We start from the raw sequence: 24107 nt of genomic DNA on the forward strand, positions 1-24107 counted from the left end.
ATGCTCACCCGTCGACATACATCGATCATGTCACTACGCGAGCTCGATGAGGTCCTGATACTCCTGGTTCCAGATGTCTTCCACGCCATCTGGAAGGATCAATACGCGCTCAGGATTGAGGGATTGCACAGCTCCTGGGTCGTGCGAGACCAGAACAACTGCTCCCTCGTAGTGCGCCAGCGCATCGAGGATCTCTTCACGTGATGCCGGGTCGAGGTTGTTCGTTGGCTCATCCAGAAGCAACAGGTTGGCCGAAGACACCACAAGCGTGGCGAGCGAAAGACGAGTCTTCTCCCCACCAGACAACACGCCGGCGGGCTTCAGCACATCGTCACCGGTGAAGAGGAACGAGCCAAGAACTCGACGGGCTTCCGTCTCGGTGATGTGCGGAGCAGCGGAAACCATGTTCTGCAGCACAGAGCGATTGACATCGAGGTTCTCGTGCTCTTGCGCGTAGTACCCGACCTTCAGTCCATGACCAGGCTCCAGCTGTCCAGTGTCTGGCTTATCGACTCCGGCAAGCATCCGTAGCAACGTGGTCTTACCGGCACCGTTCAGACCGAGCACCACGACTTTGGATCCGCGGTCAATCGCGAGATCGACATCGGTGAAGATCTCCAATGATCCGTACGACTTCGAGAGCCCAGATGCCATCAGCGGAGTCTTACCGCAGGGCGCTGGCTTCGGGAAGCGCAGCTTCGCCACGCGGTCTTCCTGACGCACGTCGTCAAGTCCGGCAAGCATCTTCTCGGCGCGGGCAACCATCTGGTGTGCCGCGGCCGCCTTCGAAGCCTTCGCACCAAAGCGTGCGGCCTGCAGCTGTAGCGTCGTCGCCTTCTTCTCGACGTTGACGCGCTCCTTCTTGCGGCGTTCCTCGTCGGCGACCCGCTGACGCAGGTAGTTCTTCCAGTTCATGTTGTACGTATCGATGACCTGACGGTTCGCGTCCAGGTAGAAAACACGGTTGACGGTATCGCCGACGAGTTCTACATCGTGGCTGATGACAATCAGTCCGCCCTTGTAGCCCTTCAAGAACTCTCTGAGCCAGACGACACTGTCGGCATCGAGGTGGTTGGTCGGCTCATCGAGGATCATCGTCTGCGCATCGGAGAAGAGGATGCGGGCGAGCTCGATACGGCGTCGCTGACCACCAGACAGAGTGGAGAGCGGCTGATCGAGGATGCGGTCGGGCAATGAGAGATTATGCGCGATCGACGCCGCCTGCGCCTCTGCCGCGTACCCGCCCTGACCCTCGAATTTCTCTGTCAGCGCTGCGTAGCGCTTCATCGCCTTGTCAGCGACGGCTGGGTCATCCGACCCCATGGCGAGAGAGGCTTCTGTCATGCCGAGGTTCAGCTGCCCGAGACCTCTGGCATCCAAGATGCGTGTGCGTGCGAGGTCTTCGGGGTTGCCGGAACGCGGGTCCTGCGGCAGGTACCCCAACTCACCGGAACGGGTCACTTTTCCGCCAGACGGAAGGACGTCTCCGGCGAGCACTTTTGTGAGCGTGGTCTTTCCCGCACCGTTGCGGCCAACAAGACCAATCTTGTCGCCGTCGGCAACACGGAACGAAACGTTCTCCATCAGCAAGCGCGCACCAACGCGAATCTCAAGGTCGTGCACGGCAAGCACAGCAGACGTCCGTTCTTTTGAGGGAGGTGGTTCGGCCGAGTGGCCAGCCCCCCAGTATAAGCGGAGCGGCAGGGAACTACGCTCAGGAACATCAGCCGGAAGGCTGATGGCGGCACAACCACAGGCGGACGCGGCCGTTGGCGTGGGCAAAATAGCGTGTGAGTGTGGACATCATCAACGAGCTCATCTTGCAGGCCGTCGCCTCACCCTGGCTCTACCTCGTACTGTTCGCGGTCACCGTCATCGACGGCTTCTTCCCGCCCATACCCAGCGAGACAGTGCTGGTCGCTGCGGCGGCGGTCATCGCTTCTACAGGAAACGGCAACATCCTGCTGCTCGGCTTGGTCGGGGCTGTGGGCGCTGTAATTGGCGACAACATTGCTTTCACTCTGGGTCGCACACTCGGCACCACCCGCTTCGCGTGGATGCGTCGCCCTCGCGTGGCGCAAGCGCTCACCTACGCCCAGCGCGCGCTCGAACGGCAAAGCGCCACACTCGTTCTCGGAGCGCGTTACATCCCAGTCGGGCGGGTCGCCGTGAATATGTCTGCCGGGGCGCTGGGGTTCGCGTGGCGTCGCTTCCTCCCATTGACGATTATCGCCGGGCTCAGCTGGAGCGCATTCAGCCTCACAATCGGCCTTCTCGCCGGCGCCTGGCTCAAGGACCAACCCCTCTTGGGCGCCGGTCTCGGCATCGCCATCGCACTCGTCATCGGCTTTACGGTCGACAGGGTGTCTGCGGCAAGGCGCCGGGCTGACACTTCCTCCCAGATCCTCGCTGAGAGCATCAGTACGCCGTGAAAGTGCACAGCGCTGGTGCGGCCTCAGTCCAGACCTCGCGCAGCTAGCGCGTCGCCCACCTCGTCAGCATGACGAAGCGCAAGCACGAGCAAGGGCACCACCGCTTTCATCCCGAGCCTGACGCCACGAGCCGACTGGGCCTGTCGCACCCGGTCGGAGAACCCCGCTATCACCGGGATCATCGTGACGGCGAGAGAAACTGCCAGCGCAACCGACTCTGGGCTGTGCCCGATCCGACGAAGTGGCTGCAGCAAGCGACTGAGGACGGACAGGATCTCTGACATGCGCGTGGTGAGTGTCAGCAGACTCGCCAGCAAGAGCACGGCTACAACGCGACCGGTGTTCGTCCAGGCCGCCGCTGGCGAGACAAAGATCAGTAGTGCCCCGGCGAGCACCACCACGAGCCAGCGCAGACGCCACACCTGCTCGAATGGTGTTTGCCACGGCAACCTTCCGACCCAGTACAGCGGCACCACGAGAAATAGCACGAGCGCGACACTTACGGGATCCCGTGCGAACAACGACACCGCGAGCACCGTAATCGCCAATGTTGCGAGTTTGACGCCCGCTGACATGCGGTGAAACACACCGGTTCCCTGACGGTAGAGCACAATCATAAGGATGCTCGGCGATATGACTCAATAACCTCATTGGGCGAGCCGACAGCCACGACCTGTCCTTCTTCGAAGTAGAGCGCTTGAGAACAGCGCGCGGCAAGATCGAGATCGTGAGTCACGACGACAAGCTGCATGGGCTGTCGGAACAACAGATCTGCGATGCGCCGTGAGTTGCGCAGATCCAAGAGCGTTGTCGGCTCATCCGCGACGAGCACCCGGGGTTCGGCGATCAGCACCGAGGCGAGAGCGAGCATCTGCTTTTGTCCGCCGGACAATGTCGAGGCAGGCGAATCCGCGTGATCCTGCAAGCCATGTGCGCGGAGACTCTCACGCACGCGATCGGCAACCTCTGTCTTCGGCACACCGCGCAGAGACAGCGCGAGATCTTCCGCAGGCGTAGGCATGAGTATCTGTGCATCGGGATTCGAGAAAACGAACCCGACACGCTTGCGCACAGCAGCGCGATCGCGCACGGTATCTAGCCCATTCACTCGCACTCGACCGCTCGTAGGCGCGACCAACCCGTTCAGCAGCCGAGCGAACGTGGACTTGCCGGAGCCATTTGCGCCGATCACCGCGATAGTCGGCGCCGACAACTCCAGATTGATGTCCGAGAGCACTCGACGCCCATCGAAGTTGACTGACACTGCCTCTATCGACAACGTTGTCGAGGGCACTTCGGGCTTTCGCATGCTCAGCACTCTCTTCAATCGAACTCGATTCGTCACCTGAACAGTGTTCACCTGAACGACGTTCACTATAGTTGGCACATGAGTCCCGACTCGAATTCAACGCGACATGATCGCGAAAGCGTCGCGAGAGCAGCACTAGCGCTGCTCGACGAGGTAGGCCTTGCCGACCTCTCGATGCGACGCATTGCTGCGCGGCTCGAGGTGCAGCCGAGCGCGTTGTACTGGCACTTCGAGAACAAGCAGGAGCTCCTCGCTGATCTCGCCGACCGGATCACCGCTTCGATCCCCGTCGGCAGCGACGATGTTCTTGCCACGGCGCGTGGCATCAGGGATGCCCTGTTCACACATCGCGACGGCGCGGAGCTGGTTCTCAGCACCTACGCATTACAGCTCGGCTCAGCACGCGCGCAGTCCGCGTTGACAGAGGCGCTCCGTGGCGAAGGAGTCGCAGACGCGGAAGAGCGGGGCGCCGCCGTTCTGCACTTCGTTCTCGGCCATTCAACGCTCGTACAACAGCGGATGCACGCGGACAGTTACGGGGCACTGCCCCACTCCGATGAGCTAGACGTGACCGCCGGACTCGATCGTGTCTTCACTCTTGGCATTGAAGCCCTGGCTGGTCGCGTCAGTAGCGACAGAAACGCTCGCTGACAGAAACAGTCACTGACGGGTGATCGTCGCGATGCGTTCGACAGCCTCGGTGAGGATCTCCGGACTGGTGCCGAAGTTCAAGCGCACGTGGCCTGCTCCCTCGGCTCCAAAAGCAGGGCCGAAGTGCAAGGCGACCTTTGCCTCCTTCAGGATGCGTCGCGCCGGATTGTCACCCCACCCACAGGCCGATAGATCAATCCATGCGAGGTATCCGGCATCAGGAATTCGATAGCGCGCGCCAGGGATGTGCTCCGTGAGAAGTTCGTGAAGCAGGCGCCGATTCTCATCGAGGGTGCGCAGCAGCCCATCAAGCCATGCATCACTCTCTTCTGAGAACGCCGCGACGGCGGCGAGGAGACCAAACTGGCCGGTGCGCCACTCCACCTCCACAGGAAGTGACCTCACCACCGCACTCGTTTGATCACTGCTCGTCACCATCAGCGCGCACTTCAAGCCCGCGAGATTGAAAGCCTTGCTCGCACTCACGACGGCATATCCGACGAGCCGCGCCGCGTCACTCACCGCAAGGAAAGGTGTGTAGTTCGCCTCCGGTTGCGCCAGTGGAGCGTGTATCTCGTCCGATACAACCGCGACACCGAACTCCGCCGCCAATTCGGCGAGAGCTGCGAGACTTTCGCGGTCATGCACCGTGCCAGTGGGGTTGTGCGGGTTGCAGAGCAGGATCGCGGAGGCGCCGTCTTCGAAAGCAGTGCGGATGCCGACGAGATCAAGCTTCCACCCGGCACCTGTGTCGATGAGAGGAACGCGCAGCACCTCGGCACCGGCTTCTTCCACCAGGTCGTAGAAGGGCGGATAGACAGGCGGCGTAACGACAACCTGCCCCCCAGGTTGCGTCACCCGGCGGAGAATCTCCACGATTCCCATACTGACGTCTGCGGTACTCCGCATGCGCGCGGGATCTGGGTTCCACGCATATCGGCGGTGCGCAAAAGCGGCGAACGCCTCGGCAAGTGGCGTGCGTGAGGCCACGTACCCGGTGTCTCCGATTTCGACAGCGCGTTGCAATGCCGCCGACACCGCGGGCGCGAGTGGAAAGTCGGTCTCAGCGACAAAAAGTGGCAGGACATCCGCCGGATATTCCCGCCACTTTTCGCTACTGCGCTCGCGCAACTCCGGCAGGGATAGCGCGGTTACTTGCATCAAACTTTCCCCCGAGATCTAGAGCGTGTGGGTGCTCAGGTTAGATCGCGAACCCGAGCGCACGCATCATGTCGCGTCCGTCGTCGGTGATCTTCTCTGGGCCCCACGGCGGCATCCAGACCCAGTTGATTCTGAACCGGTCAACGACGCTGTCTAGCGCCTCAGCGGTCTGCTCTTCCAGCACGTCGGTCAGCGGGCACCCCGCGCTCGTCAGTGTCATGTGGATGACGAGAGCATCGTTCTCGTCGTCCCAGCTGAGATCGTAGATCAGACCGAGGTCGACGACGTTGATCCCAAGCTCTGGGTCCATAACGTCTTTCAACGCCTCGGTGACGGCGTCGTACTTCTCGTCTGTGAGGGTCGCTGTCATGCGATCAGCCTACGCTTCGATCGGAGCTGCGGGGTCGAGGAAACGGTCGTATCCCTCGTTCTCGAGCCGGTCGGCAAGTTCAGGGCCGCCCTCTTCGACGATCTTTCCTGCGACAACGACGTGCACGTAGTCGGGACGAATGTAACGAAGAATGCGGGTGTAGTGCGTGATTAGCAGAACGCCGAGTCCTGAAGACTCCTTCGCACGGTTTACACCTTCCGAAACGATCTTCAACGCGTCGACGTCAAGACCGGAGTCCGTCTCGTCGAGGATCGCAAACTGCGGCTTCAGTACCTCGAGCTGCAGAATTTCGTGACGCTTCTTCTCACCACCGGAGAAGCCTTCGTTCACGTTGCGCTGTGCGAACTTCGGGTCCATCCGCAGATTCGCCATTGCCGACTTCACGTCTTTGGTCCACCCACGGATCGCGGGAGCTTCACCATCGAGCGCCGTCTTGGCGGTGCGAAGGAAGTTGGTGACCGTAACGCCTGGAATCTCCACCGGGTACTGCATCGCCAGGAACAGACCAGCGCGGGCGCGCTCATCGACGCTCATCGCCAGAACGTCTTGGCCATCGAACGTGATCGACCCAGAGGTCACCGTGTACTTCGGGTGTCCAGCAATCGTGTAGGCCAGCGTCGACTTGCCAGAGCCATTCGGACCCATGATGGCGTGAGTCTCGCCAGTGCTCATGGTGAGGGTGATTCCATTGAGGATCGGGGTAGTCCCCGCCTCAGTCTCGACCGTTACGTGCAGGTCGCGGATCTCGAGAACAGACATTCTTCAAACTTCCTTAGTGACAGTCGGGTCAATGAGCACATCGTCGCCGTCGATCTGAACGACGTAGACGGGGACGGGCTCATATGCCGGGAGATTTTGGGGTTTGCCGGTAAGCAACGAGAAGGCTGAGCCATGTGCCCAGCACTCCACCGTGTCACCCTCGACAAAACCTTCGGACAGCGAGATATCGCCGTGGGTGCAGGTATCTCCGATGGCGTGGATTACCCCATCGCCATCTTTGATTACGGTAATGGGAACGCCGCCTGGATCGACACGAATTGGCGTGTCTTGTTCCAGATCAGCAACGCCACACACCCGCTCTGCGCTCATGCGTTCACCTCTGCGAGCTCCGCTTCGATCGCCGCCAGCAACTCTGTTTCTAGCGCGGGAATTCCCAGTCGCTGCACGATATCTGTCAAGAAGCCGAGCACGACAAGTCGACGCGCTTCTTCTTCCGTAATGCCGCGCGCCTGGAGATAGAACAACTGCTCATCATCGAAACGACCTGTGGCGCTCGCGTGACCGGCTCCGAGAATGTCGCCCGTCTCGATCTCGAGGTTCGGAATCGAATCGGCACGCGCACCTTCGGTCAGCACCAGGTTGCGGTTGGCTTCGTAGGAGTCAGTACCGGTGGCGTCTGCACCAATAAGCACATCACCGATCCATACGCTGTGCGCGTCCTGACCCTGCAGTGCACCCTTGTAGAGAACGTCACCCTTGGTGTGCGGCCCCTTGTGGTGCATGTACACCTGGCTCTCGAAGTGCTGCCCGGCATCTGCGTAGGAGAGTCCGTAGAGGTAGCCCTCTGAGCCGGCCCCTGCAAGCTCGATGTTCGGGTTGACGCGCACAATTCCGCCACCAAAAGTCACAACGAAGTGCTTGAGGGTGGCATCTGCACCGACTCGCGCCTGATGCGCAGCCAAGTGCACTGCGTCGTCTTCCCACTGCTGCAGGCTGATCACGGTGAGCTTGGCACCATTACGCACGATGATCTCGACGTTTTGCGCATACTGCGCAGAACCAGTGTGCTGAAGCACGACGGTCGCAGAACTGTGCTCGAGTGCCTCGATCACAATGTGTGCATCCGCGCGTCGATCGGCCCCGAGACCAGCGACGGAAACCAGAACCGGCTCCGCCACCTCTTCTTCACGCGGGATCTGCACGTGCAGCGCGTCAGCGGCTCCCTGCCAGGCAACTGCCGCAGTCACGTCTTCCGCCAGGAAAACCTCGCCACGCGGTGCTTGGCCAGCCGCGAGCGAGGAGGAAACGTACTGTTCCCCCGTCTCGAAGGTGTAGCTGACGCCATCGTTCTGCGTCGCTACCTCAAACAACGGACCGAGCTTTGCAACCGGTGTGTGCTTCCAGTTGACTTCGCGCCCAGTGGGGACTCCGAAGTCGGATGGTTCGAACGAGTGCGGACGCTCTGATCGCGTCTGCACCGGAACAAAACCTGCCGCGGCGACCTGAGCAGCCGGGTCAATATGCGCGTTCGTGTGCTGCGCCTCGGAAGGCGCTGTCGTCGAGGCCGTCACTAGCCGACCGATCCTTCCATGCCCATCTCGATGAGCTTGTTCAGTTCCATCGCGTACTCCATCGGCAGTTCACGCGCGATCGGCTCAATAAAGCCGCGCACGATCATCGCCATTGCCTCGTCTTCTGGCATGCCGCGGGACTGCAGGTAGAAGAGTTGCTCTTCGCTGACCTTCGAGACGGTGGCCTCGTGTCCCAACTGCACATCATCGACGCGGATGTCGATCGCAGGGTAGGTGTCAGAGCGAGATTTGGTGTCGACGAGCAGAGCGTCACACCGCACAGTATTTGCCGAGTGATGCGCAGCCGCATCGACTCTGACCTCACCGCGGTAACCCGCACGACCACCGCCGCGGGCAATCGACTTCGACACGATCGATGACTGCGTGTACGGCGCCATGTGGATCATCTTCGCGCCAGCGTCTTGGTGCTGGCCAGGGCCAGCAAACGCGACAGAGAGAGTCTCGCCCTTGGCGTGCTCGCCCATCAAGTAGATAGACGGGTACTTCATCGTCACCTTGGAGCCGATGTTGCCATCGACCCATTCCATCGTGGCGCCTTCGTAGGCAACCGCACGCTTGGTGACGAGGTTGTAGACGTTGTTCGACCAGTTCTGAATCGTCGTGTATCGAACGCGTGCGTTCTTCTTCACGATGATCTCCACCACCGCAGAGTGCAAGGAGTCCGACTTGTAGATCGGCGCAGTGCAACCCTCGATGTAGTGAACGTAGCTGTCTTCGTCGGCAATGATCAGCGTGCGCTCGAACTGACCCATGTTTTCCGTATTGATACGGAAGTATGCCTGCAACGGAATCTCGACGTGAACGCCCTTAGGAACGTAGACGAAGGATCCGCCAGACCACACGGCGGTGTTCAACGCAGCAAACTTGTTGTCTCCGGCGGGGATCACCGTTCCGAAGTACTCTTCGAAGAATTCAGGGTGCTCGCGGAGCGCCGTGTCGGTGTCCATGAAGATGACGCCCTGCTGCTCCAGGTCCTCGCGGATCTGGTGGTACACGACCTCGGACTCATACTGAGCTGCAACGCCAGCAACGAGTCGCTGACGCTCAGCCTCTGGAATGCCGAGGCGTTCGTAAGTCTCGCGGATCTCAGCGGGGAGGTCTTCCCACGTCTGGGCTTGCTTCTCCGTAGAGCGGACGAAGTACTTGATGTTGTCGAAGTCGATTTCGCTGAGGTCTGCACCCCACGTCGGCATCGGCTTGCGGCCAAAGAGCTGGTAGCCCTTGAGGCGCGTCTTCAGCATCCACTCCGGCTCTTTCTTGAGCCCAGAGATGCCGCGAACGACGTCTTCAGAGATACCGCGTTTTGCGATAGCACCAGCGGCATCTTCGTCATGCCACCCGAACTCGTACACCCCCAGACTGTCAAGCTCCGGGCGGTCGATCAGCACATCCGACATCCAACACTCTCCTCACAGGTCCCAAACGGTGTCATCCGCCCCGACACACCTGATCCCCGTCGAGTTTGCGGGAGCGGGTGCCGTTAGTGGGCCCTCATCACCGGCGCTTCCATCGCGCCTAAACTGTTGACGATGGTTTAGCGCTGTCAGCGCTCATCGCAACAATCCGATTCTACAGGTTCCGCCTGACAGACGGGCCATGCCCGCCGCGTCGCGCGGTCCGGAGGACCCATGCCCGAGACGACGTTCCCCGCTTCTTCGACGCCGAGCACCGTCTCGCCCCGTCCCACCGGGTGGCGGCGCGCCTTGACTGTGTTTGCATGGCTGTCGTTCATCAGCGAGACCGTCATCATCGGCACCGGCGGCGCCGTGCGTCTCACCGGTTCAGGACTCGGGTGCACTGAGTGGCCGCTATGCACACCGGAGTCGCTGGTACCGATTGTGGAGGTGCAGGGAATCCACGGCATCATCGAGTTCGGCAACCGCTTGATGACGGGAGTCGTCGGAATCATCGCGCTTGCTGTCGTGCTCCTGGTACTGCACCTTTTTAGTGGCAAGCGCGGTCTTTTTATCGCCCTCCGCTTCGCCGCAGGTGGGATCGTAGCCGCCGGCATCGCCTACGCCATTGCCTCGCCGTTCCCCATCCCTGCCTTCCCTGTTGCATCCGCTGTGCTGCTTTTGGCCGTCATCGCTGCCGCCATCTATTCGGCGCGCACAACACCGGCGCGCCGCGATCTGGTCGTCCTCGCGTGGCTCACCCTTATCGGCGTTGTCGCGCAGGCTCTGGTGGGTGGAATCACGGTATTGACGGGGCTCAACCCATTCATCGTCGGATTCCACTACACCTCCTCGCTTCTGCTCGTCTGTGTCACCGCCGCGTTCCTCGTAAGGCTGTACGCGGTGCCCGGCCCTCGCGAACGCTCTGTTCCCGCATGGTTCGCCGCCGCGACGCACGTCACTGGAGTCGCCCTGGCGGCCACAATCCTGTTCGGAGTCCTGACCACAGGCTCTGGGCCGCACTCTGGCGATGCCGAAGTTCTGCGTCAAGGGTTCGACGCGACCGTTCTTGCTCATGTGCATTCCTGGCCCGGATACATCCTCGCTGGGCTGGTCTTGTTTCTCGCGATCGCGGCATGGGTCCTTCGGCTCGAACCGCGCCGTTGGGTTTTGGCCCTGATGTTGCTCATCGTGGTACAGGTGGGCGTCGGCATCTGGCAAGCACGCGAAGGACTCCCCCCCATCCTGGTGGGAACGCACATGGTTTTGGCTGCGCTATCGGCAGCCGCCTACACAGTTGTCGTTCTGCACTTGAAGCGCCCGCGCGTCGATAGTCACTGAGGGCACACAGTTCATACATAGCCTTCACATCGCCGACTCATCAGCGCGTCGGCGATAGTGACACACATGAACAAGTCACTTTCGCGAAGCATCGGCTTCTGGCTCCTCGTCGTCGCCTCCATCGCTACGACGGCAATCGGAGGATGGCTCATCTCCGGCCAGATCGCCTTGATGACCACGACGTTGCTCGATGGCACCGCAACGGGCGTCGAGGTGTACGTGGGACAGTCGCTCGTGGTTGTGGGCGCCGGGGTACTTGCCGCGGGAATCGTCGGCATTCTGCTCTCGCTCGGATTGGTGGCCGCTCGCTCACTGGTCCCGACCCCCGCGCCCGCGGTCGTCGAAGCCATCGACTGGACGAGCGAAGCAGATGCAGAACCACTTGCCCCCGTCACCACCCAGGTCGCCACAGCCGCTGGCGTCGCCTCCGACGCAGACACAGAAGCGGACCCAGCTGCGCAAGAACCTACGCGCTAACAACCCTTAGCGAACAACGAAGCGGCGTCGAGTATTCGACGCCGCTTCGTTGTTCGCTAAGCAGATTTCAGGAAGGCTGCCGACTTCAGAACGGCAGAAGCGGGTCTACCGCGACCGCGACGAAGATCAGCGTGAGGTAGCTGATCGATGCGTGGAAGACACGCATCGGGCGGGCCTCTGTACCGCGCACTGCACGGTTGTAGAGGCGGTGTGACTCGTAAATGAACCAGCCGCCGAAGACAATGGCAGAGACCGTGTAAACGAGACCCATCTGCGCGATCGGGATCAAAAGTAGCGAGCAGGCTACTGTCGCCCACGCGTACAGAATGACCTGAAGCCCAACCTGAGACGCGTTTCGCGTAACCCCCAGCATCGGAACATCCACGTCTTCGTAGTCGTCCTTGTATTTCATCGACAGGGGCCAGTAGTGCGGCGGCGTCCAGAGGAACACCAGCACGAAGAGAATGAATGCGGGCCAGTCAAGTGAGCCAGTAACGGCAGACCAACCGATGAGCACGGGGAAGCACCCTGCGATGCCGCCCCAGACGATGTTCTGCTCCGTGCGCCGCTTGAGGATCATCGTGTAGATCACGACGTAGAAGAAGATCGCCGTGGCGGACAGCGCTGCCGTCAACCAGTTCGTCGTAGCCAGAAGCCACACTGTCGAGGCGATAGCGAGCGTCCAGGAGAAAATCAAGGCGCCGCGGGGGCTGACCTCGCCCGTCACGAGCGGGCGGTTCTCGGTGCGGTGCATGTGCGCATCGATGTCGCGATCGAGGTACATATTGAACGCAGCAGCGGAGCCGGCGCTCAATGAACCGCCGATGACGGTTGCCAACACCAGCCATAGGTTCGGCATGCCACCCTGCGCCAGGAACATCACCGGCACGGTGGAAACCAGCAACAGCTCGAGCACACGCGGCTTAGTGAGGGTGATGTACGCCTTTATGGTGCGACCAAAAGACGACTTCTTTACGGTCTGATCTGACATCGTCGAGATCTCGATCGCCTCCTCCGCACATGTGACCGGACAACCTCTTTAGTCTATGACACGCGATGACGTCATCTGGCCGCCGTCCAGCGAAGCGTGACTCGCGTCACCGCTATGCTGAAAACACTCGCGCCCGGCGATGCGCATACCCCTTCGTGATGATGCGGTTGCGCCAGGGAATACGGGCGCCCTCGAAACTGTCGGAAAGGGCATGAACGTGTCGGAATTGCAGTGGGATGAGATCGATCGGCGCGCGGTAGATACCGCTCGAATCCTGGCGGCCGATGCCGTCGAAAAGGTCGGCAACGGTCACCCCGGCACGGCCATGAGCCTCGCCCCCGCCGCCTATCTCTTGTACCAGCGCGTATTGCGACACGATCCCACCGACACCGACTGGCTGGGTCGCGACCGCTTCATCCTGTCTGTCGGGCACTCCTCGCTGACGCAGTACGTGCAGCTATACCTTGGTGGGTTCGGGCTTGAACTCGACGACCTGAAGGCTCTCCGCACCTGGGGTTCACTCACGCCAGGTCACCCTGAGTACGGCCACACCAAGGGTGTGGAGATCACCACCGGCCCGCTGGGTCAGGGACTCGCGTCTGCCGTCGGCTTTGCGTACGCAGCACGCTACGAGCGCGGCCTGTTCGACCCAGAGGCCGCGGAAGGCAGCAGCCCGTTCGATCACTTTGTCTACGTGATTGCCGGTGACGGCGACCTGCAGGAAGGCGTTACGAGCGAGGCTTCTTCGCTCGCCGGCCACCAGCAGCTCGGCAACCTCATCGCGATTTACGACTCCAACCAGATCTCGATCGAAGATGACACCAACGTCGCCTTCACCGAGGATGTCGCCGCCCGCTACGAGGCGTACGGGTGGCATGTGCAGACCGTCGATTGGAAGAAGAGCGGCGACTATGTCGAGGACGTGGCAGAGCTGCACACCGCCATTGAAGCCGCGAAGAGCGAAACTTCGAAGCCCTCGCTGATCGTCCTCAAGACGATCATCGGATGGCCGTCGCCAGGAAAGCAGAACTCCGGCAAGATTCACGGCTCCGCGCTGGGTGGCGATGAGCTCGCTGCCACGAAGAAGGTACTCGGATTCGACCCAGAGCAGACGTTCGTCGTCGACGAAGAGGTCATCGCGCACACCCGCGGCCTCGCCGAGCGTGCTGCAGATAGCCGAGCCGAATGGCAGAAGTCGTTTGACGCATGGGCAGCTGCGAACCCCGAGAAGAAGGAACTGCTGGATCGTCTGGAGGCCAAGGAGCTCCCAGCTGGCATCTCTCAGGCACTTCCCGTCTTTGAGGCAGGCAAGGAAGTCTCGACCCGCGCCGCATCCGGTCAGATCATCAACGCGCTCGCCGCAGAGATGCCTGAGCTGTGGGGCGGATCCGCTGACCTCGCAGAGTCGAACCTCACGACGATCAAGAACGCACCGTCGTTCATTCCGTCTGAGTGGTCGACTGGCGAATGGTCAGGAAACCCCTACGGTCGCGTTTTGCACTTCGGTATCCGCGAGCACGCCATGGGCGCGATCATCAATGGCATCGTGCTCCACGGCCACACGCGCGCTTTCGGGGGAACCTTCCTCATCTTCAGCGACTACATGCGTCCTGCAGTGCGCCTTGCGGCCCTCATGAACGTGCCAAGCATCTTTGTGTGGACGCATGACTCGGTTGCCCTCGGTGAGGATGGTCCTACCCACCAGCCTGTTGAGCAGCTCGCCACGCTCCGCGCGATCCCCAACCTCGCCGTCGTACGACCGGCCGACGCGAATGAGACGGCCGCCGTCTGGCACGAGCTTCTTCGCCGCAATGCTGGCCCCGCAGGAATCGCCCTGACCCGTCAGAACGTTCCGGTATTCGAGCGTGGCGACGGCGAAGCATCCGGCGAGACCTTCGCAGCTGCTTGGGGAGCCGCCAAGGGCGCCTACGTGCTTGCAGAGGCGCCGAACGGCACGCCAGACGTCATCATCGTGGCCACTGGCTCTGAGGTACAGCTTGCGGTCAACGCCCGAGAGATCCTGGCGAAAGACGGCGTCAATGTGCGCGTGGTCTCTGCTCCTGCTCTGGAGTGGTTCGACGAGCAAGATGAGGCGTACCGCGAGAGCGTGTTGCCTGCATCCGTCACGGCACGCGTTTCGGTCGAGGCCGGTTCGGTGCTGACCTGGCGCGGCATCGTCGGTGACCGCGGCCGTTCCGTCGGCATTGACCACTTCGGCGCTTCGGCCGACTACAAAACCCTGTTTGAGAAGTTCGGGATTACCACCGAGGCTGTTGTCTCGGCAGCCCGCGAGACGATTTCCGCACACAGCACCAAGGAGAACGCATGAGCACCCCCACTGAACAGCTCGCCGCCGCAGGTGTAAGCATCTGGCTCGACGACCTCTCGCGCACTCGCATCTCGTCTGGCAACATCGCCGACCTGATCTCATCGCGAAACATCGTCGGTGTCACCACGAACCCCACCATCTTCGCCAACGCGATCACGGATAAGAACGACACGTCGTACGACGCTCAGGTCACAGAGCTCGCTGCATCGGGCGCCAGCGCTGAAGAAGCAGTCTTCGCCGCCACCACCCAAGATGTTGCCGCAGCCCTCGACGTCTTCCGCCCCGTGTGGGAGGCAACCAACCACGTTGATGGTCGCGTATCGATCGAGGTCTCCCCCGACCTCGCCCACGACACCGACGGTACTGTCGCGCAGGCCAAGGAACTCTGGGCGAAGATCGACCGTCCGAACCTCCTCGTGAAGATCCCCGCGACCAAGGCAGGTCTTCCCGCTATTGCTGAGGCAATCGGTGCAGGAATCAGCGTCAACGTCACGTTGATTTTCAGCCTGGAGCGCTACGCCGACGTCATCGATGCGTACCTCACCGGTTTGGAGACAGCGAAGGCTGCGGGCATCGACCTCTCGACCATTCACTCGGTCGCGTCGTTCTTCGTTTCCCGTGTTGACAGCGAGACCGACAAGCGTCTCGCTGCGATTGGGTCGGAAGAGGCAACGGCGTTGAAGGGCAAGGCTGGTCTCGCCAACGCCCGTCTCGCCTACGAGCTCTACGAGCAGTCGTTTGCCACTGACCGTGCCAAGGCGTTGCTGGAATCTGGCGCGAACAAGCAGCGCGCACTGTGGGCATCGACCGGCGTCAAGGACCCCGCTCTCCCCGACACGCTGTATGTCACAGAACTCGTTGCACCGGACGTCGTGAACACGATGCCCGAGAAGACGCTCGAAGCGACATTCGACCACGGTGTCGTCACCGGCGACACAATCACGGGCGGCTACGAAGAGGCGCGCTCGGTTTTCGCCGGGCTCGCTGAGGTCGGTATCGACTTCGCCGATGTCACCCAGGTGCTGGAGGAGGAAGGCGTCGCGAAGTTCATCGACTCCTGGCACGACTTGCTGACGCAGGTTGCCGAGGGTCTGGAGTCGCAACGATGACTTTCTCCATCCACACCACCGGGGCCGCGAAGGCGGCGATCGACGAGACAGTCCCGAGCCTCGTTCACGATCTCGTTGCCTCGCGCATCACCGGCGGAGACGCGACGCTCTGGGGCCAAGACGCCGAAGCAGAAGCTGCGGTCCGGCTCGGCTGGGTCGAGGCAGTTTCGATCTCCCGCCCGCTCGTCCCTGAGATCACAGCGCTGCGTGCTGACCTGAACGCCAAAGGTGTCACCCGTGTCGTGCTCGCCGGCATGGGCGGCTCTTCACTTGCACCAGAAGTTATTGCGCAGACCGCAGGTGTGCCGCTGACCATTCTCGACTCCACGGCACCAGGGCAGGTACTAGCCGCTCTGGACGAGGGTCTGGAAGACACCGTTCTGGTCGTGTCGTCAAAGTCGGGCTCCACCGTCGAGACCGACTCGCAGCGACGCACGTTCGAGGCAGCATTCCGCGACCTGGGCATCGATCCCGTCGAGCGAATCGTCGTCGTCACCGACCCAGGTTCGCCGCTGGATACCGCTGCCAGGGAGGCCGGTTACCGCGTCTTCAACGCAGACCCCAATGTGGGCGGACGATACTCCGCGCTCACCGCTTTCGGACTTGTTCCTTCTGGCCTTGCGGGAGTGGACATCGACGAGCTGCTGGACGAAGCAGAGGCTTCGTTGCTCGAAGTCGCCGTCGACTCTGCTGACAACCCGGCGCTCCGCCTGGGTGCAGCAATCGCCGCAACGAGTCCACGCCGCGACAAGCTAGGGCTGATCACCGACGGCACCCACATCAAGGGGCTGCCCGACTGGATCGAGCAGCTCATCGCTGAGTCCACCGGTAAGCAGGGAACGGGGATCCTCCCCGTCGTGCTCCTTTCGGTCTCCCCTGAACTTGACCCGGTTCCTGCAGACCTGCAGATTGTGCGGCTGGTCGACGACGCGAACGAGTTCCACCTGCACGAGCGCCATCAGGGCGAGATTCTTGTGAGCGGAACCCTGGGCGCGCAGCTCATCATCTGGGAGTACGCCACGGCCATTGCTGGCCACCTGCTCCGCATCAACCCGTTCGATCAGCCCGATGTGGAGTCCGCAAAGGTCGCTGCACGGAGCCTGCTCGATGCTCGACCGGAGCCGACGACGCCCGCGTTCGTCGAAAATGGCGTGGAAGTGCGTGTCTCTGACCCCGCCCTCGCCGCCTCCGGCACCGTCGAGGGCGTGCTCGACGCGCTCTGGGCGCAGCTGGCTGACGACGGCTACGTCTCGATTCAGGCCTACGTCAACCGTCTCGAACTTGCCCAGCTGCAGGGGCTCCGTGAGCTCGTTGCGGCGGACTCCGGACGCCCGACGACATTCGGCTGGGGACCCCGGTTCCTGCACTCGACGGGTCAGTACCACAAGGGTGGCCCCGCGCAGGGAGTGTTCCTTCAGATCTTGGAACGCACCGATGTTGACCTCGAGATTCCCGACCGGCCGTTCACCTTCGGCCAGCTCATCCAGGCGCAGGCTTCTGGTGACGCTGCTGTGCTCGCCGAGCACGGACGTCCCGTCGTCACGTTGACGATCACGGAATCGTCTGACGACGTTCTCGCCCTTTTCGAAGCCGCACAGAAGTAGCCGTAGGAGAGTCCCTCACTGATGTCTGTTCCCATCTCGCGCGGGCACAACCCGCTGCGTGACCCCGACGATCGCCGACTCAACCGGATTGCGGGCCCCAGTGCCCTCGTGATCTTCGGCGTGACCGGAGACTTGTCACGCAAAAAGCTGATGCCAGCGGTCTACGACCTCGCCAACCGTGGTCTGCTTCCCCCAGGGTTCGCTCTGGTCGGGTTTGCGCGACGCGACTGGGAGGACCAAGACTTTGCGCAGGTCGTGTACGACGCGGTCAAGCAGCATGCCCGCACCCCGTTCCGCGAAGAAACGTGGGAGCAGCTGCTGCAGGGAATTCGCTTTGTCTCTGGTGAGTTCGATAACCCGGACTCCTTCGTCAAGCTCCGCGAGACCATCCAGCAGCTAGACGTCGAGCGTGGAACCATGGGCAACCATGCGTTCTACCTTTCGATCCCGCCAAAGGACTTCCCGCTTGTCGCGAAGCAGCTGAAGGACTCAGGACTTGTCGGCGAAGACAGCGACGACGATGAGCATTGGCGTCGGGTGGTCATCGAGAAGCCCTTCGGTCACGACCTAGAGTCCGCACGCGACCTCAATGCGGCACTCGAAGTAGCTTTCCCCGCCGATTCAATTTTCCGCATCGACCACTACCTCGGCAAAGAGACAGTGCAGAACATTCTGGCGCTGCGCTTTGCCAACGAGCTGTATGAGCCGATCTGGAACCGCAACTACGTCGACCACGTGCAGATCACGATGGCAGAAGACATCGGTGTAGGCGGGCGGGCTGGGTACTACGACGGCATCGGTGCAGCGCGCGATGTTATTCAGAACCACCTTCTGCAGCTGCTGGCACTGACGGCGATGGAGGAACCGATCAGCCTGTCGGCTGCCGACCTGCGGGCAGAGAAAGAGAAGGTGCTCGCCGCTGTGCATGTGCCAGAGGACCTTTCTCAGGCAACCGCACGCGGGCAGTATGACGGCGGTTGGCAGGGCGGCGAAGAAGTTACTGGCTTCCTCGCAGAAGAGGGGATGAACCCCGAATCGACGACAGAAACCTATGCCGCCATCAAGCTGCAGATCGACACCCGCCGCTGGGCCGACGTCCCGTTCTATCTCCGCACAGGCAAGCGACTCGGCCGCCGAGTGACAGAGATCGCCGTGGTGTTTAAGCGCGCCCCGCAGCACCTGTTCGGTCGCGGTAACGCATCTGAACTTGGCCAGAACGCTCTTGTCATTCGGGTGCAACCGGATGAGGGTGTCACGATCCGTTTCGGTTCCAAGGTTCCAGGCAGCGGTTCCAACGTGCGCGACGTCACCATGGACTTCGGGTACGGTCACGCGTTCACGGAGGCCAGCCCTGAGGCTTACGAGCGCTTGATCCTCGACGTCTTGCTTGGCGACCCGCCCCTGTTCCCTCGGCACGAAGAGGTTGAACTTTCTTGGAAGATTCTCGACCCTGTCGAGAAGTATTGGGCGGCCGAAGGTGGCCCTGTAGAGCAGTACGCTCCCGGCTCGTGGGGACCGGCATCTGCCGACGACCTGCTAGCCCGTGACGGACGAGTCTGGAGACGCCCGTGATTATCGATCTTCCCGATACAACTGTCAGCCAGGTCGCTAAGCAACTTGTCAAGATGCGCGAGGAAGGCGGCGCTGTCGCCCTCGGTCGTGTTCTTACGCTGGTCATCTCAGCGCGCAACGGCGTAGCTGAAGCGGCCATCGATGCAGCAAACGATGCCTCTCGCGAGCACCCGATGCGTGTCATCGTGCTCACCACGGGCGACGGCGATTCACGCCTCGACGCGCAGATCCGCGTGGGTGGTGACGCCGGGGCTAGTGAGGTCGTTGTCTTGCATGCATTCGGCGATGCTGCCAGCAATGAAGAAAGCCTCATCACCGGGCTGTTGTTGCCGGACGCACCGGTGGTCGCTTGGTGGCCGGAGGCCGCTCCCGCGTCACCCGCGAAGTCGCCGCTCGGTCGGATAGCGCAGCGTCGAATCACCGATGCAGCGACAGCTTCCGACGTTCTGGCGCGACTCGCGGACCTCGGCACCTCACACGCACCGGGAGACACCGACCTGGCGTGGACGCGTCTTACGCACTGGCGCGAACAGCTTGCTGCAGTGCTGGACCAGCCGCCGTATGAAGAGATCTCCGCTGTTGAGGTGCGAGGAGGATCGGCGTCGCCATCGACCGCTCTTCTCGCCGCTTGGCTGCAGATGGCGCTCGAGATTCCCGTGAAGTGGTCGTACGAAGATCCGGAGCACTGGCAAGAGGGCATCAAGTCTGTGCGACTCACCCGCGAATCTGGCGACATCCTGCTGGAGCGCCCCTCCCCCGGCGTCGCCATCCTCACACAGCCGAACCAGCCGAACCATGACCTCCACCTCCCGCGTCGCACACTGCGTGAGTGCCTGGCAGAAGAGCTGCGCCGCCTCGATCCCGACGTCCTGTACGGTCGAGTGATCACCGAGGGCTGGGAGAAGCTGGGTCCGCCCGAGACAGGAGAGTGACGTCGATGACGACATCGTCCGCCGAGAAGCGTGTGGTTATCGAAGCCACTCCCGCTATCCTCGCCACCCGCGTAGCTGATCGATTTCTTACGCGCGTGCGCGCGCGGACTCGGAACGGCCGGCTGGCGCATATCGCCCTCACCGGCGGCTCGATGGGTGCGGCAGTGCTTCGCGCCACAGCTGAGCACGCGCAAGCGGCTGATATCGACTGGTCACTCGTACATTTCTGGTGGGGTGACGAAAGGTTCTTGGCACGAGACGATGCTGACCGCAACTCGTTGCAGTCACGTGAGGCTCTTCTCAACCACATTCCGGTGCCGGCAGAGAACGTGCACGAAGTCGCTGGCCCCGATGCCGGAGTCACGCTTGAGGAGTCGGCAGCCAGCTACGCGGCTGAACTTGCGCGCTTTGGCACCGATGAGCATCCATGGCCCTCGTTCGCCGTGTGTTTTCTCGGAGTCGGTCCCGATGGCCACATCGCCTCGCTCTTCCCCGATCGTGATGAGGTCACTGTGACCGATGTCGCAGCGCTTCCCGTGCGCAATTCGCCGAAGCCTCCAGCGGAGCGTGTCACCCTCACTCGTCCGGTTCTCAACTCGTCAAAGCGTGTTTGGCTCGTCCTCACGGGCGCGGATAAGGCGTCGGCTCTCGGGCTGGCACTGGCCGGCGCAAGCTACACCAGCGTGCCTGCTGCGGGGGCTAAAGGGCGCAAGCGCACGGTCTTCTTTATCGACGAAGCAGCAGCCGACGAAGTATCTCCCGACCTGATCGATCAGGCGTACTGATTCGATCAGGCGTACTGGGCACCTAGGAGCCCGGCAGGTCACCCATGCTTTCAGCGCGGGGACGAGTCTGGCTTGTCTCCGGTGTGCGGGTCGCTGGGCATGGATGACGTACCGGAGCTGCCGCGGACGATACCCAAGTCTTGCGTATTGCTGATCACCTGCGGGTGGTACCGAGCAAGCCCCACTACTCCCCAGACAGCGATCGCGCCGGCAATGGCGAAGATGACCATCACCCAAGGCGGAGCTGCCGCGGCTTCTCCGAGGATAACCATGCCGATGAGCACCGCAACCAGCGGATCAACCACCGTGAGACCAGCGATGACGAGGTCGGGCGGGCCAGAGCTGTACGCGGTCTGTACAAAGTACCCACCGACGGCAGCGGCGGCGATCAGCGCGAGCACGCACACGGCGGTGATCCACTCGAACTGGCCGGCTTCGATGCGCTTGATGACCACTTTTGCAAGGGTCGCGACGAAGCCGTAGAGCACGCCAGCGCCGATGACGTAGAAGAGGGCACGCATCCGGCGACGGAGGATGAGCCAGCCACCACCGAGGATGATGATGACGACCAGCAGTAGCGCCAGAATCACGAAAAGCTGACGGTCTGTAACCTCTTGCTCTGTCGCGTAAATCGCGGCGAAGAACACGAACAGAAAGATACCGCCGACGCAGCAGGCGATGGCCGTCATCGATTGTTTGGTGGGCGCGTGGCCAGACACGCGCGCATTCAGCAATGTCGTGATCACCAGCGCAATGGCCCCGAGCGGTTGCACCACAATCAGCGGCGCCTGTACCAATGCCGCGAGCTGGCACACGACGGCGAGAGCGAGCATAAGTGTGCCGATGAGCCACGAGGGTCGCGTCAGCAGGCGCTTGATCTGGTTGAGACTGAGACCAGACGCCCCATCAGCGCCGCTGAGCACCTCAACTTTCTCAACGCCGCGGTGCTGGTACTGCGCACCCAACGACATAAAGACGGCACCGGCAAGTGCGAGCGGAATACCCAGGAGGATTCCGGGGTCTTGGAATGCTCCGACGAGCTGATCGCCGACTTCTGCTGCCCCACTCATCAATACGCCTGCGCTCACACTAAGACCCTACCTGTAGAGCCCTGCGCGCTAGGGTTGTGACGTGGCTGTACTACCAATTCGCATCATGGGCGACCCTGTCTTGCACTCCCCTGCATCCCCCGTCGAGACGATCACGGACGAAATTCGCACCCTGGTCGCCGACATGTTCGAGACGATGGATACGGCGCCGGGCGTGGGTCTTGCCGCGCCTCAGGTGGGCGTATCTCTTCGCATCTACACCTACACCTACCTCGATGACGAAGATCAGCCGTGGCGCGGTGTGCTCATCAACCCTGAACTGTGGATGATGCCGCTCGAACCGGGCGACCCCGATCCTGACCTCGAATCGGAAGGGTGCCTGTCATTCCCCGGTGAGCGGTTTCCGTTGCGCCGCTCTGAGCGAGTACGTGTGACAGCCACCGATCTCGACGGGCAGCCCGTATCTATCGACGTCGACGGCTGGCGCGCACGCATCATGCAGCACGAGTTCGATCACTTAGATGGCATCCTCTACGTCGATCGCCTTTCAGACAGCGATTGGAAGACGGCGCAGAAGATTGCACGCAAGCGAGGGTGGAACCGTCCAGGCGCGAGCTGGATCCCCGGCATCGACGATCTCGAAGGATAGTTGCCTAGGCAACCGACAGTCGCCGTCTTTCGAGGTGCTCACGTTTCGCATCTCGAGGAACGCGATCCGGTGCAAGGAACGCTTCAGCGATCTCTCGCGCCCTTTCACTCCCCCGGACCCGGTTGGCGGCGTTCTCATCGCCCTCGATGTCCAAGATGAGATGCGACTCGACGTCGTTGAGACCGCAGTAGGAAAAAATACCCACGTCGAGCTGTGTGCGCATCGCCTCGTCGTACCCGTAGCGATCGTACGTGGCTTGATCTGCTCCGCCGGTACCAATCAGCAGCGTGGGAACGCGGCGTAGCCGAGCGCGAGCGGTTGTTGCTGCATCTCTGCCACGTCTTCGGAGAGAGGACCACCGCGAAAGTGATCGAAGTCCGCCTGAGTGAAGCGTGGGTCAAAACCTTCAGCATGGAGGTCGAGCAGGTCTATCGTGGCCCCGCCTCCCGGAACGGCTCATGAAATGAATCCATAACTGTTGCCGCATATCGATCTGGCAGAGGGTGGGAGAAGATCGTCATCAAATGCAAAAGTAGGCTGCTTCCATCATCAGCCTCCTAGATAGAGGCTGTGGTCCCAGCCTGACGGATGCAGCGCAGATATGGGCGAATCCTTCAGAAAATGAAAGAAGCCCCCTCCGTGGAGGGGGCTTCTTTCATTGGCTCCCCGGCTTGGACTCGAACCAAGAACCTGCCGGTTAACAGCCGGCTGCTCTGCCAATTGAGCTACCGAGGAATGTGCACCGCTCAGCGGGCAACTCGACAAGCTTAGCAAACTCCAGACGCTGTGCGTGACACCGGGGCCACGTTCGCGGACGCCGGGCGTGTCGCATTTAGCGGCGCGAGTCCGACTCCGCATTGGGTACCCAGAGCAGGTCCTTGCCCACTCCGCGAGCAACGACGTGTCCATTGCGGAGCATCAGCGTCTCTGCGTTCAGCTCTCGAATGAACGCAGCATCATTGGTGACGAGGAGCGCTGCCATCGACTGTTCTTTACGCCGGCGTGTGATTGCGTCAAAGACCACAGGTCGCACCTCGAGGTCGAGGTTGGCAAGCACCTCATCAGCAATGAGCACTTTGGGCTCCAAGATGAACGAGCGCGCGATTGCTACCCGTTGACGCATTCCCGCACTGAGTTCGTAGGGGAACTTCGCCGCTGTACCGAGCGGCAAGTGCAACTCGTCGAGCAGCGTCGCAACGCGGATAGAGAGTGCCTTGGTGTTTACTTTGCGCTCACGAACGAGAATCGGCTCGGCGATCACCTCGTTGACCGTCAAACGCGGGGGCAGATCAGCGCCAGCACCCTGTGGCACAAAACCGGTGCGATAGGTGAGGATGCGGTGCTTGCGGCCCGGTCGGCGCACATTCACGCCGCACACCTCCGCTACGCCGCCGACAACTTTAACGGAGGGGTCAGTGGAGCCGGCAAGCGCGGCAACCAACGTCGATTTGCCGGAACCGGTCGGCCCGGCAACGCAAATCAGATCGCCAGGAGCGAGCACGAACGTCACTCCATCGACAGCCCTGGTGGGCATGCCATGACCGATCCGGTCGATCACCAGATCCGAGCACTCGATCGCGTTTGTGGATTCGGACCGTCTGGACATGTTTCCATCCTGC

At 61.7% G+C, this 24107-nt stretch carries 23 protein-coding genes and 1 tRNA gene; 11 read left to right on the forward strand and 13 right to left on the reverse strand.

All coding sequences use genetic code 11. The annotated features are described in order from the left end of the window. Positions 1 to 33 precede the first annotated feature (33 nt). Complete coding sequence (locus AB0O87_RS11045) at positions 34 to 1632, reverse strand: ABC-F family ATP-binding cassette domain-containing protein (RefSeq protein WP_363515486.1); 1599 nt, start codon at positions 1630 to 1632, stop codon at positions 34 to 36. Positions 1633 to 1796: 164 nt separating this feature from the next. Between AB0O87_RS11045 and AB0O87_RS11050 the strand changes: the two genes are divergently transcribed. Further along, positions 1797 to 2432, forward strand: coding sequence for a DedA family protein (locus AB0O87_RS11050; RefSeq protein WP_363515489.1), 636 nt, complete (start codon positions 1797 to 1799; stop codon positions 2430 to 2432). Between the two features lie 23 nt (positions 2433 to 2455). Here AB0O87_RS11050 and AB0O87_RS11055 read toward each other — a convergent pair whose 3' ends face one another. Together AB0O87_RS11055 and AB0O87_RS11060 are read right to left on the reverse strand one after the other, a co-directional pair. Continuing rightward, positions 2456 to 3049, reverse strand: a complete 594-nt coding sequence (locus AB0O87_RS11055; protein WP_363515492.1) for an energy-coupling factor transporter transmembrane protein EcfT — start codon at positions 3047 to 3049, stop codon at positions 2456 to 2458. Then, complete coding sequence (locus AB0O87_RS11060) at positions 3046 to 3741, reverse strand: ABC transporter ATP-binding protein (RefSeq protein ID WP_363515495.1); 696 nt, start codon at positions 3739 to 3741, stop codon at positions 3046 to 3048. The genes AB0O87_RS11055 and AB0O87_RS11060 overlap by 4 nt, the downstream gene beginning before the upstream one ends. Before the next feature lie 78 nt (positions 3742 to 3819). Here AB0O87_RS11060 and AB0O87_RS11065 point away from each other — a divergent pair, with 78 nt between their 5' ends. After that, positions 3820 to 4392, forward strand: a complete 573-nt coding sequence (locus AB0O87_RS11065; RefSeq protein ID WP_363515498.1) for a TetR family transcriptional regulator — start codon at positions 3820 to 3822, stop codon at positions 4390 to 4392. Between the two features lie 9 nt (positions 4393 to 4401). Here the strand turns inward: AB0O87_RS11065 and AB0O87_RS11070 are convergent, their stop codons facing one another. Genes AB0O87_RS11070 through sufB form a run of 6 tightly spaced genes read right to left on the reverse strand, consistent with a single transcriptional unit; the run spans position 4402 to position 9653 of the window. Next, a complete protein-coding gene (locus tag AB0O87_RS11070; protein WP_363515501.1) occupies positions 4402 to 5553 on the reverse strand; it encodes an aminotransferase class I/II-fold pyridoxal phosphate-dependent enzyme in 1152 nt (383 codons plus the stop codon). 40 nt (positions 5554 to 5593) lie between these two features. Then, positions 5594 to 5923 (reverse strand): metal-sulfur cluster assembly factor, encoded by a 330-nt coding sequence (locus AB0O87_RS11075; protein WP_363515504.1) that lies wholly within the window; start codon positions 5921 to 5923, stop codon positions 5594 to 5596. A gap of 9 nt (positions 5924 to 5932) precedes the next feature. Next, complete coding sequence (gene sufC, locus AB0O87_RS11080; protein ID WP_363515507.1) at positions 5933 to 6703, reverse strand: Fe-S cluster assembly ATPase SufC; 771 nt, start codon at positions 6701 to 6703, stop codon at positions 5933 to 5935. Positions 6704 to 6706: 3 nt separating this feature from the next. Further along, positions 6707 to 7033 carry a non-heme iron oxygenase ferredoxin subunit gene (locus tag AB0O87_RS11085; RefSeq protein ID WP_363515509.1) on the reverse strand — a complete coding sequence of 109 codons (327 nt, stop codon included), beginning with the start codon at positions 7031 to 7033 and terminating at the stop codon, positions 6707 to 6709. Continuing rightward, on the reverse strand, positions 7030 to 8235 hold the full coding sequence (sufD, locus tag AB0O87_RS11090; RefSeq protein WP_363515512.1) for a Fe-S cluster assembly protein SufD: 1206 nt from the start codon (positions 8233 to 8235) through the stop codon (positions 7030 to 7032). Before sufD ends, AB0O87_RS11085 begins: the two co-directional genes overlap by 4 nt. Then, positions 8235 to 9653 (reverse strand): Fe-S cluster assembly protein SufB, encoded by a 1419-nt coding sequence (sufB, locus tag AB0O87_RS11095; RefSeq protein ID WP_363515515.1) that lies wholly within the window; start codon positions 9651 to 9653, stop codon positions 8235 to 8237. Before sufB ends, sufD begins: the two co-directional genes overlap by 1 nt. A 312-nt stretch (positions 9654 to 9965) precedes the next feature. On the opposite strand from sufB, the gene AB0O87_RS11100 reads away from it, so the two are divergent. After that, positions 9966 to 10991, forward strand: coding sequence for a COX15/CtaA family protein (locus AB0O87_RS11100; RefSeq protein WP_363516222.1), 1026 nt, complete (start codon positions 9966 to 9968; stop codon positions 10989 to 10991). 66 nt (positions 10992 to 11057) lie between these two features. Beyond that, the gene (locus tag AB0O87_RS11105; protein ID WP_363515518.1) at positions 11058 to 11468 is read left to right on the forward strand and encodes a hypothetical protein; all 411 of its coding nucleotides are present in this window, start codon (positions 11058 to 11060) and stop codon (positions 11466 to 11468) included. 85 nt (positions 11469 to 11553) lie between these two features. Here the strand turns inward: AB0O87_RS11105 and AB0O87_RS11110 are convergent, their stop codons facing one another. Beyond that, entirely contained in the window at positions 11554 to 12459 is a 906-nt protein-coding gene (locus AB0O87_RS11110) for a heme o synthase (RefSeq protein WP_363515521.1), read from the reverse strand. A gap of 217 nt (positions 12460 to 12676) precedes the next feature. Here AB0O87_RS11110 and tkt point away from each other — a divergent pair, with 217 nt between their 5' ends. Genes tkt through pgl form a run of 6 tightly spaced genes read left to right on the forward strand, consistent with a single transcriptional unit; the run spans position 12677 to position 20790 of the window. Then, complete coding sequence (gene tkt, locus AB0O87_RS11115) at positions 12677 to 14788, forward strand: transketolase (protein WP_363516225.1); 2112 nt, start codon at positions 12677 to 12679, stop codon at positions 14786 to 14788. Further along, entirely contained in the window at positions 14785 to 15897 is a 1113-nt protein-coding gene (tal, locus tag AB0O87_RS11120; RefSeq protein ID WP_363515523.1) for a transaldolase, read from the forward strand. The genes tkt and tal overlap by 4 nt, the downstream gene beginning before the upstream one ends. Further along, entirely contained in the window at positions 15894 to 17501 is a 1608-nt protein-coding gene (locus AB0O87_RS11125; RefSeq protein ID WP_363515526.1) for a glucose-6-phosphate isomerase, read from the forward strand. The genes tal and AB0O87_RS11125 overlap by 4 nt, the downstream gene beginning before the upstream one ends. Positions 17502 to 17522: 21 nt before the next feature. Next, positions 17523 to 19073, forward strand: coding sequence for a glucose-6-phosphate dehydrogenase (zwf, locus tag AB0O87_RS11130; protein ID WP_363515529.1), 1551 nt, complete (start codon positions 17523 to 17525; stop codon positions 19071 to 19073). Next, positions 19070 to 20005: a glucose-6-phosphate dehydrogenase assembly protein OpcA gene (locus tag AB0O87_RS11135; RefSeq protein ID WP_363515532.1), complete on the forward strand. Its 936-nt coding sequence runs from the start codon at positions 19070 to 19072 to the stop codon at positions 20003 to 20005. Before zwf ends, AB0O87_RS11135 begins: the two co-directional genes overlap by 4 nt. 5 nt (positions 20006 to 20010) lie before the next feature. Further along, positions 20011 to 20790: a 6-phosphogluconolactonase gene (gene pgl / locus AB0O87_RS11140; RefSeq protein WP_363515535.1), complete on the forward strand. Its 780-nt coding sequence runs from the start codon at positions 20011 to 20013 to the stop codon at positions 20788 to 20790. Positions 20791 to 20840: 50 nt separating this feature from the next. On the opposite strand, the gene AB0O87_RS11145 is transcribed toward pgl, so the two are convergent. Continuing rightward, entirely contained in the window at positions 20841 to 21860 is a 1020-nt protein-coding gene (locus AB0O87_RS11145; protein WP_363516228.1) for a DMT family transporter, read from the reverse strand. A gap of 61 nt (positions 21861 to 21921) precedes the next feature. On the opposite strand from AB0O87_RS11145, the gene def reads away from it, so the two are divergent. Then, the gene (gene def / locus AB0O87_RS11150) at positions 21922 to 22488 is read left to right on the forward strand and encodes a peptide deformylase (RefSeq protein ID WP_363515538.1); all 567 of its coding nucleotides are present in this window, start codon (positions 21922 to 21924) and stop codon (positions 22486 to 22488) included. 659 nt (positions 22489 to 23147) lie between these two features. Here def and AB0O87_RS11155 read toward each other — a convergent pair. Beyond that, positions 23148 to 23223: transfer RNA gene (locus AB0O87_RS11155), tRNA-Asn, on the reverse strand. Positions 23224 to 23320: 97 nt separating this feature from the next. Then, entirely contained in the window at positions 23321 to 24094 is a 774-nt protein-coding gene (locus tag AB0O87_RS11160) for an ATP-binding cassette domain-containing protein (protein ID WP_363515541.1), read from the reverse strand. Between the last annotated feature and the right edge of the window lie 13 nt (positions 24095 to 24107).

It is taken from the genome of Microbacterium sp. NPDC076768 (assembly GCF_040687205.1).
GTDB lineage: Bacteria > Actinomycetota > Actinomycetes > Actinomycetales > Microbacteriaceae > Microbacterium.

What these genes read in the sequence shown, in the direction of transcription:
- AB0O87_RS11055 (WP_363515492.1), bottom strand. Translation starts at nt 3,049, where the DNA reads ATGATTGTGCTCTACCGTCAGGGAACCGGTGTGTTTCACCGCATGTCA.
- AB0O87_RS11060 (WP_363515495.1), bottom strand. Translation starts at nt 3,741, where the DNA reads ATGCGAAAGCCCGAAGTGCCCTCGACAACGTTGTCGATAGAGGCAGTG.
- AB0O87_RS11065 (WP_363515498.1), top strand. Translation starts at nt 3,820, where the DNA reads ATGAGTCCCGACTCGAATTCAACGCGACATGATCGCGAAAGCGTCGCG.
- AB0O87_RS11070 (WP_363515501.1), bottom strand. Translation starts at nt 5,553, where the DNA reads ATGCAAGTAACCGCGCTATCCCTGCCGGAGTTGCGCGAGCGCAGTAGC.
- AB0O87_RS11075 (WP_363515504.1), bottom strand. Translation starts at nt 5,923, where the DNA reads ATGACAGCGACCCTCACAGACGAGAAGTACGACGCCGTCACCGAGGCG.
- sufC (WP_363515507.1), bottom strand. Translation starts at nt 6,703, where the DNA reads ATGTCTGTTCTCGAGATCCGCGACCTGCACGTAACGGTCGAGACTGAG.
- AB0O87_RS11085 (WP_363515509.1), bottom strand. Translation starts at nt 7,033, where the DNA reads ATGAGCGCAGAGCGGGTGTGTGGCGTTGCTGATCTGGAACAAGACACG.
- sufB (WP_363515515.1), bottom strand. Translation starts at nt 9,653, where the DNA reads ATGTCGGATGTGCTGATCGACCGCCCGGAGCTTGACAGTCTGGGGGTG.
- AB0O87_RS11105 (WP_363515518.1), top strand. Translation starts at nt 11,058, where the DNA reads ATGAACAAGTCACTTTCGCGAAGCATCGGCTTCTGGCTCCTCGTCGTC.
- AB0O87_RS11110 (WP_363515521.1), bottom strand. Translation starts at nt 12,459, where the DNA reads ATGTCAGATCAGACCGTAAAGAAGTCGTCTTTTGGTCGCACCATAAAG.
- tal (WP_363515523.1), top strand. Translation starts at nt 14,785, where the DNA reads ATGAGCACCCCCACTGAACAGCTCGCCGCCGCAGGTGTAAGCATCTGG.
- AB0O87_RS11125 (WP_363515526.1), top strand. Translation starts at nt 15,894, where the DNA reads ATGACTTTCTCCATCCACACCACCGGGGCCGCGAAGGCGGCGATCGAC.
- zwf (WP_363515529.1), top strand. Translation starts at nt 17,523, where the DNA reads ATGTCTGTTCCCATCTCGCGCGGGCACAACCCGCTGCGTGACCCCGAC.
- pgl (WP_363515535.1), top strand. Translation starts at nt 20,011, where the DNA reads ATGACGACATCGTCCGCCGAGAAGCGTGTGGTTATCGAAGCCACTCCC.
- AB0O87_RS11145 (WP_363516228.1), bottom strand. Translation starts at nt 21,860, where the DNA reads ATGAGTGGGGCAGCAGAAGTCGGCGATCAGCTCGTCGGAGCATTCCAA.
- AB0O87_RS11160 (WP_363515541.1), bottom strand. Translation starts at nt 24,094, where the DNA reads ATGTCCAGACGGTCCGAATCCACAAACGCGATCGAGTGCTCGGATCTG.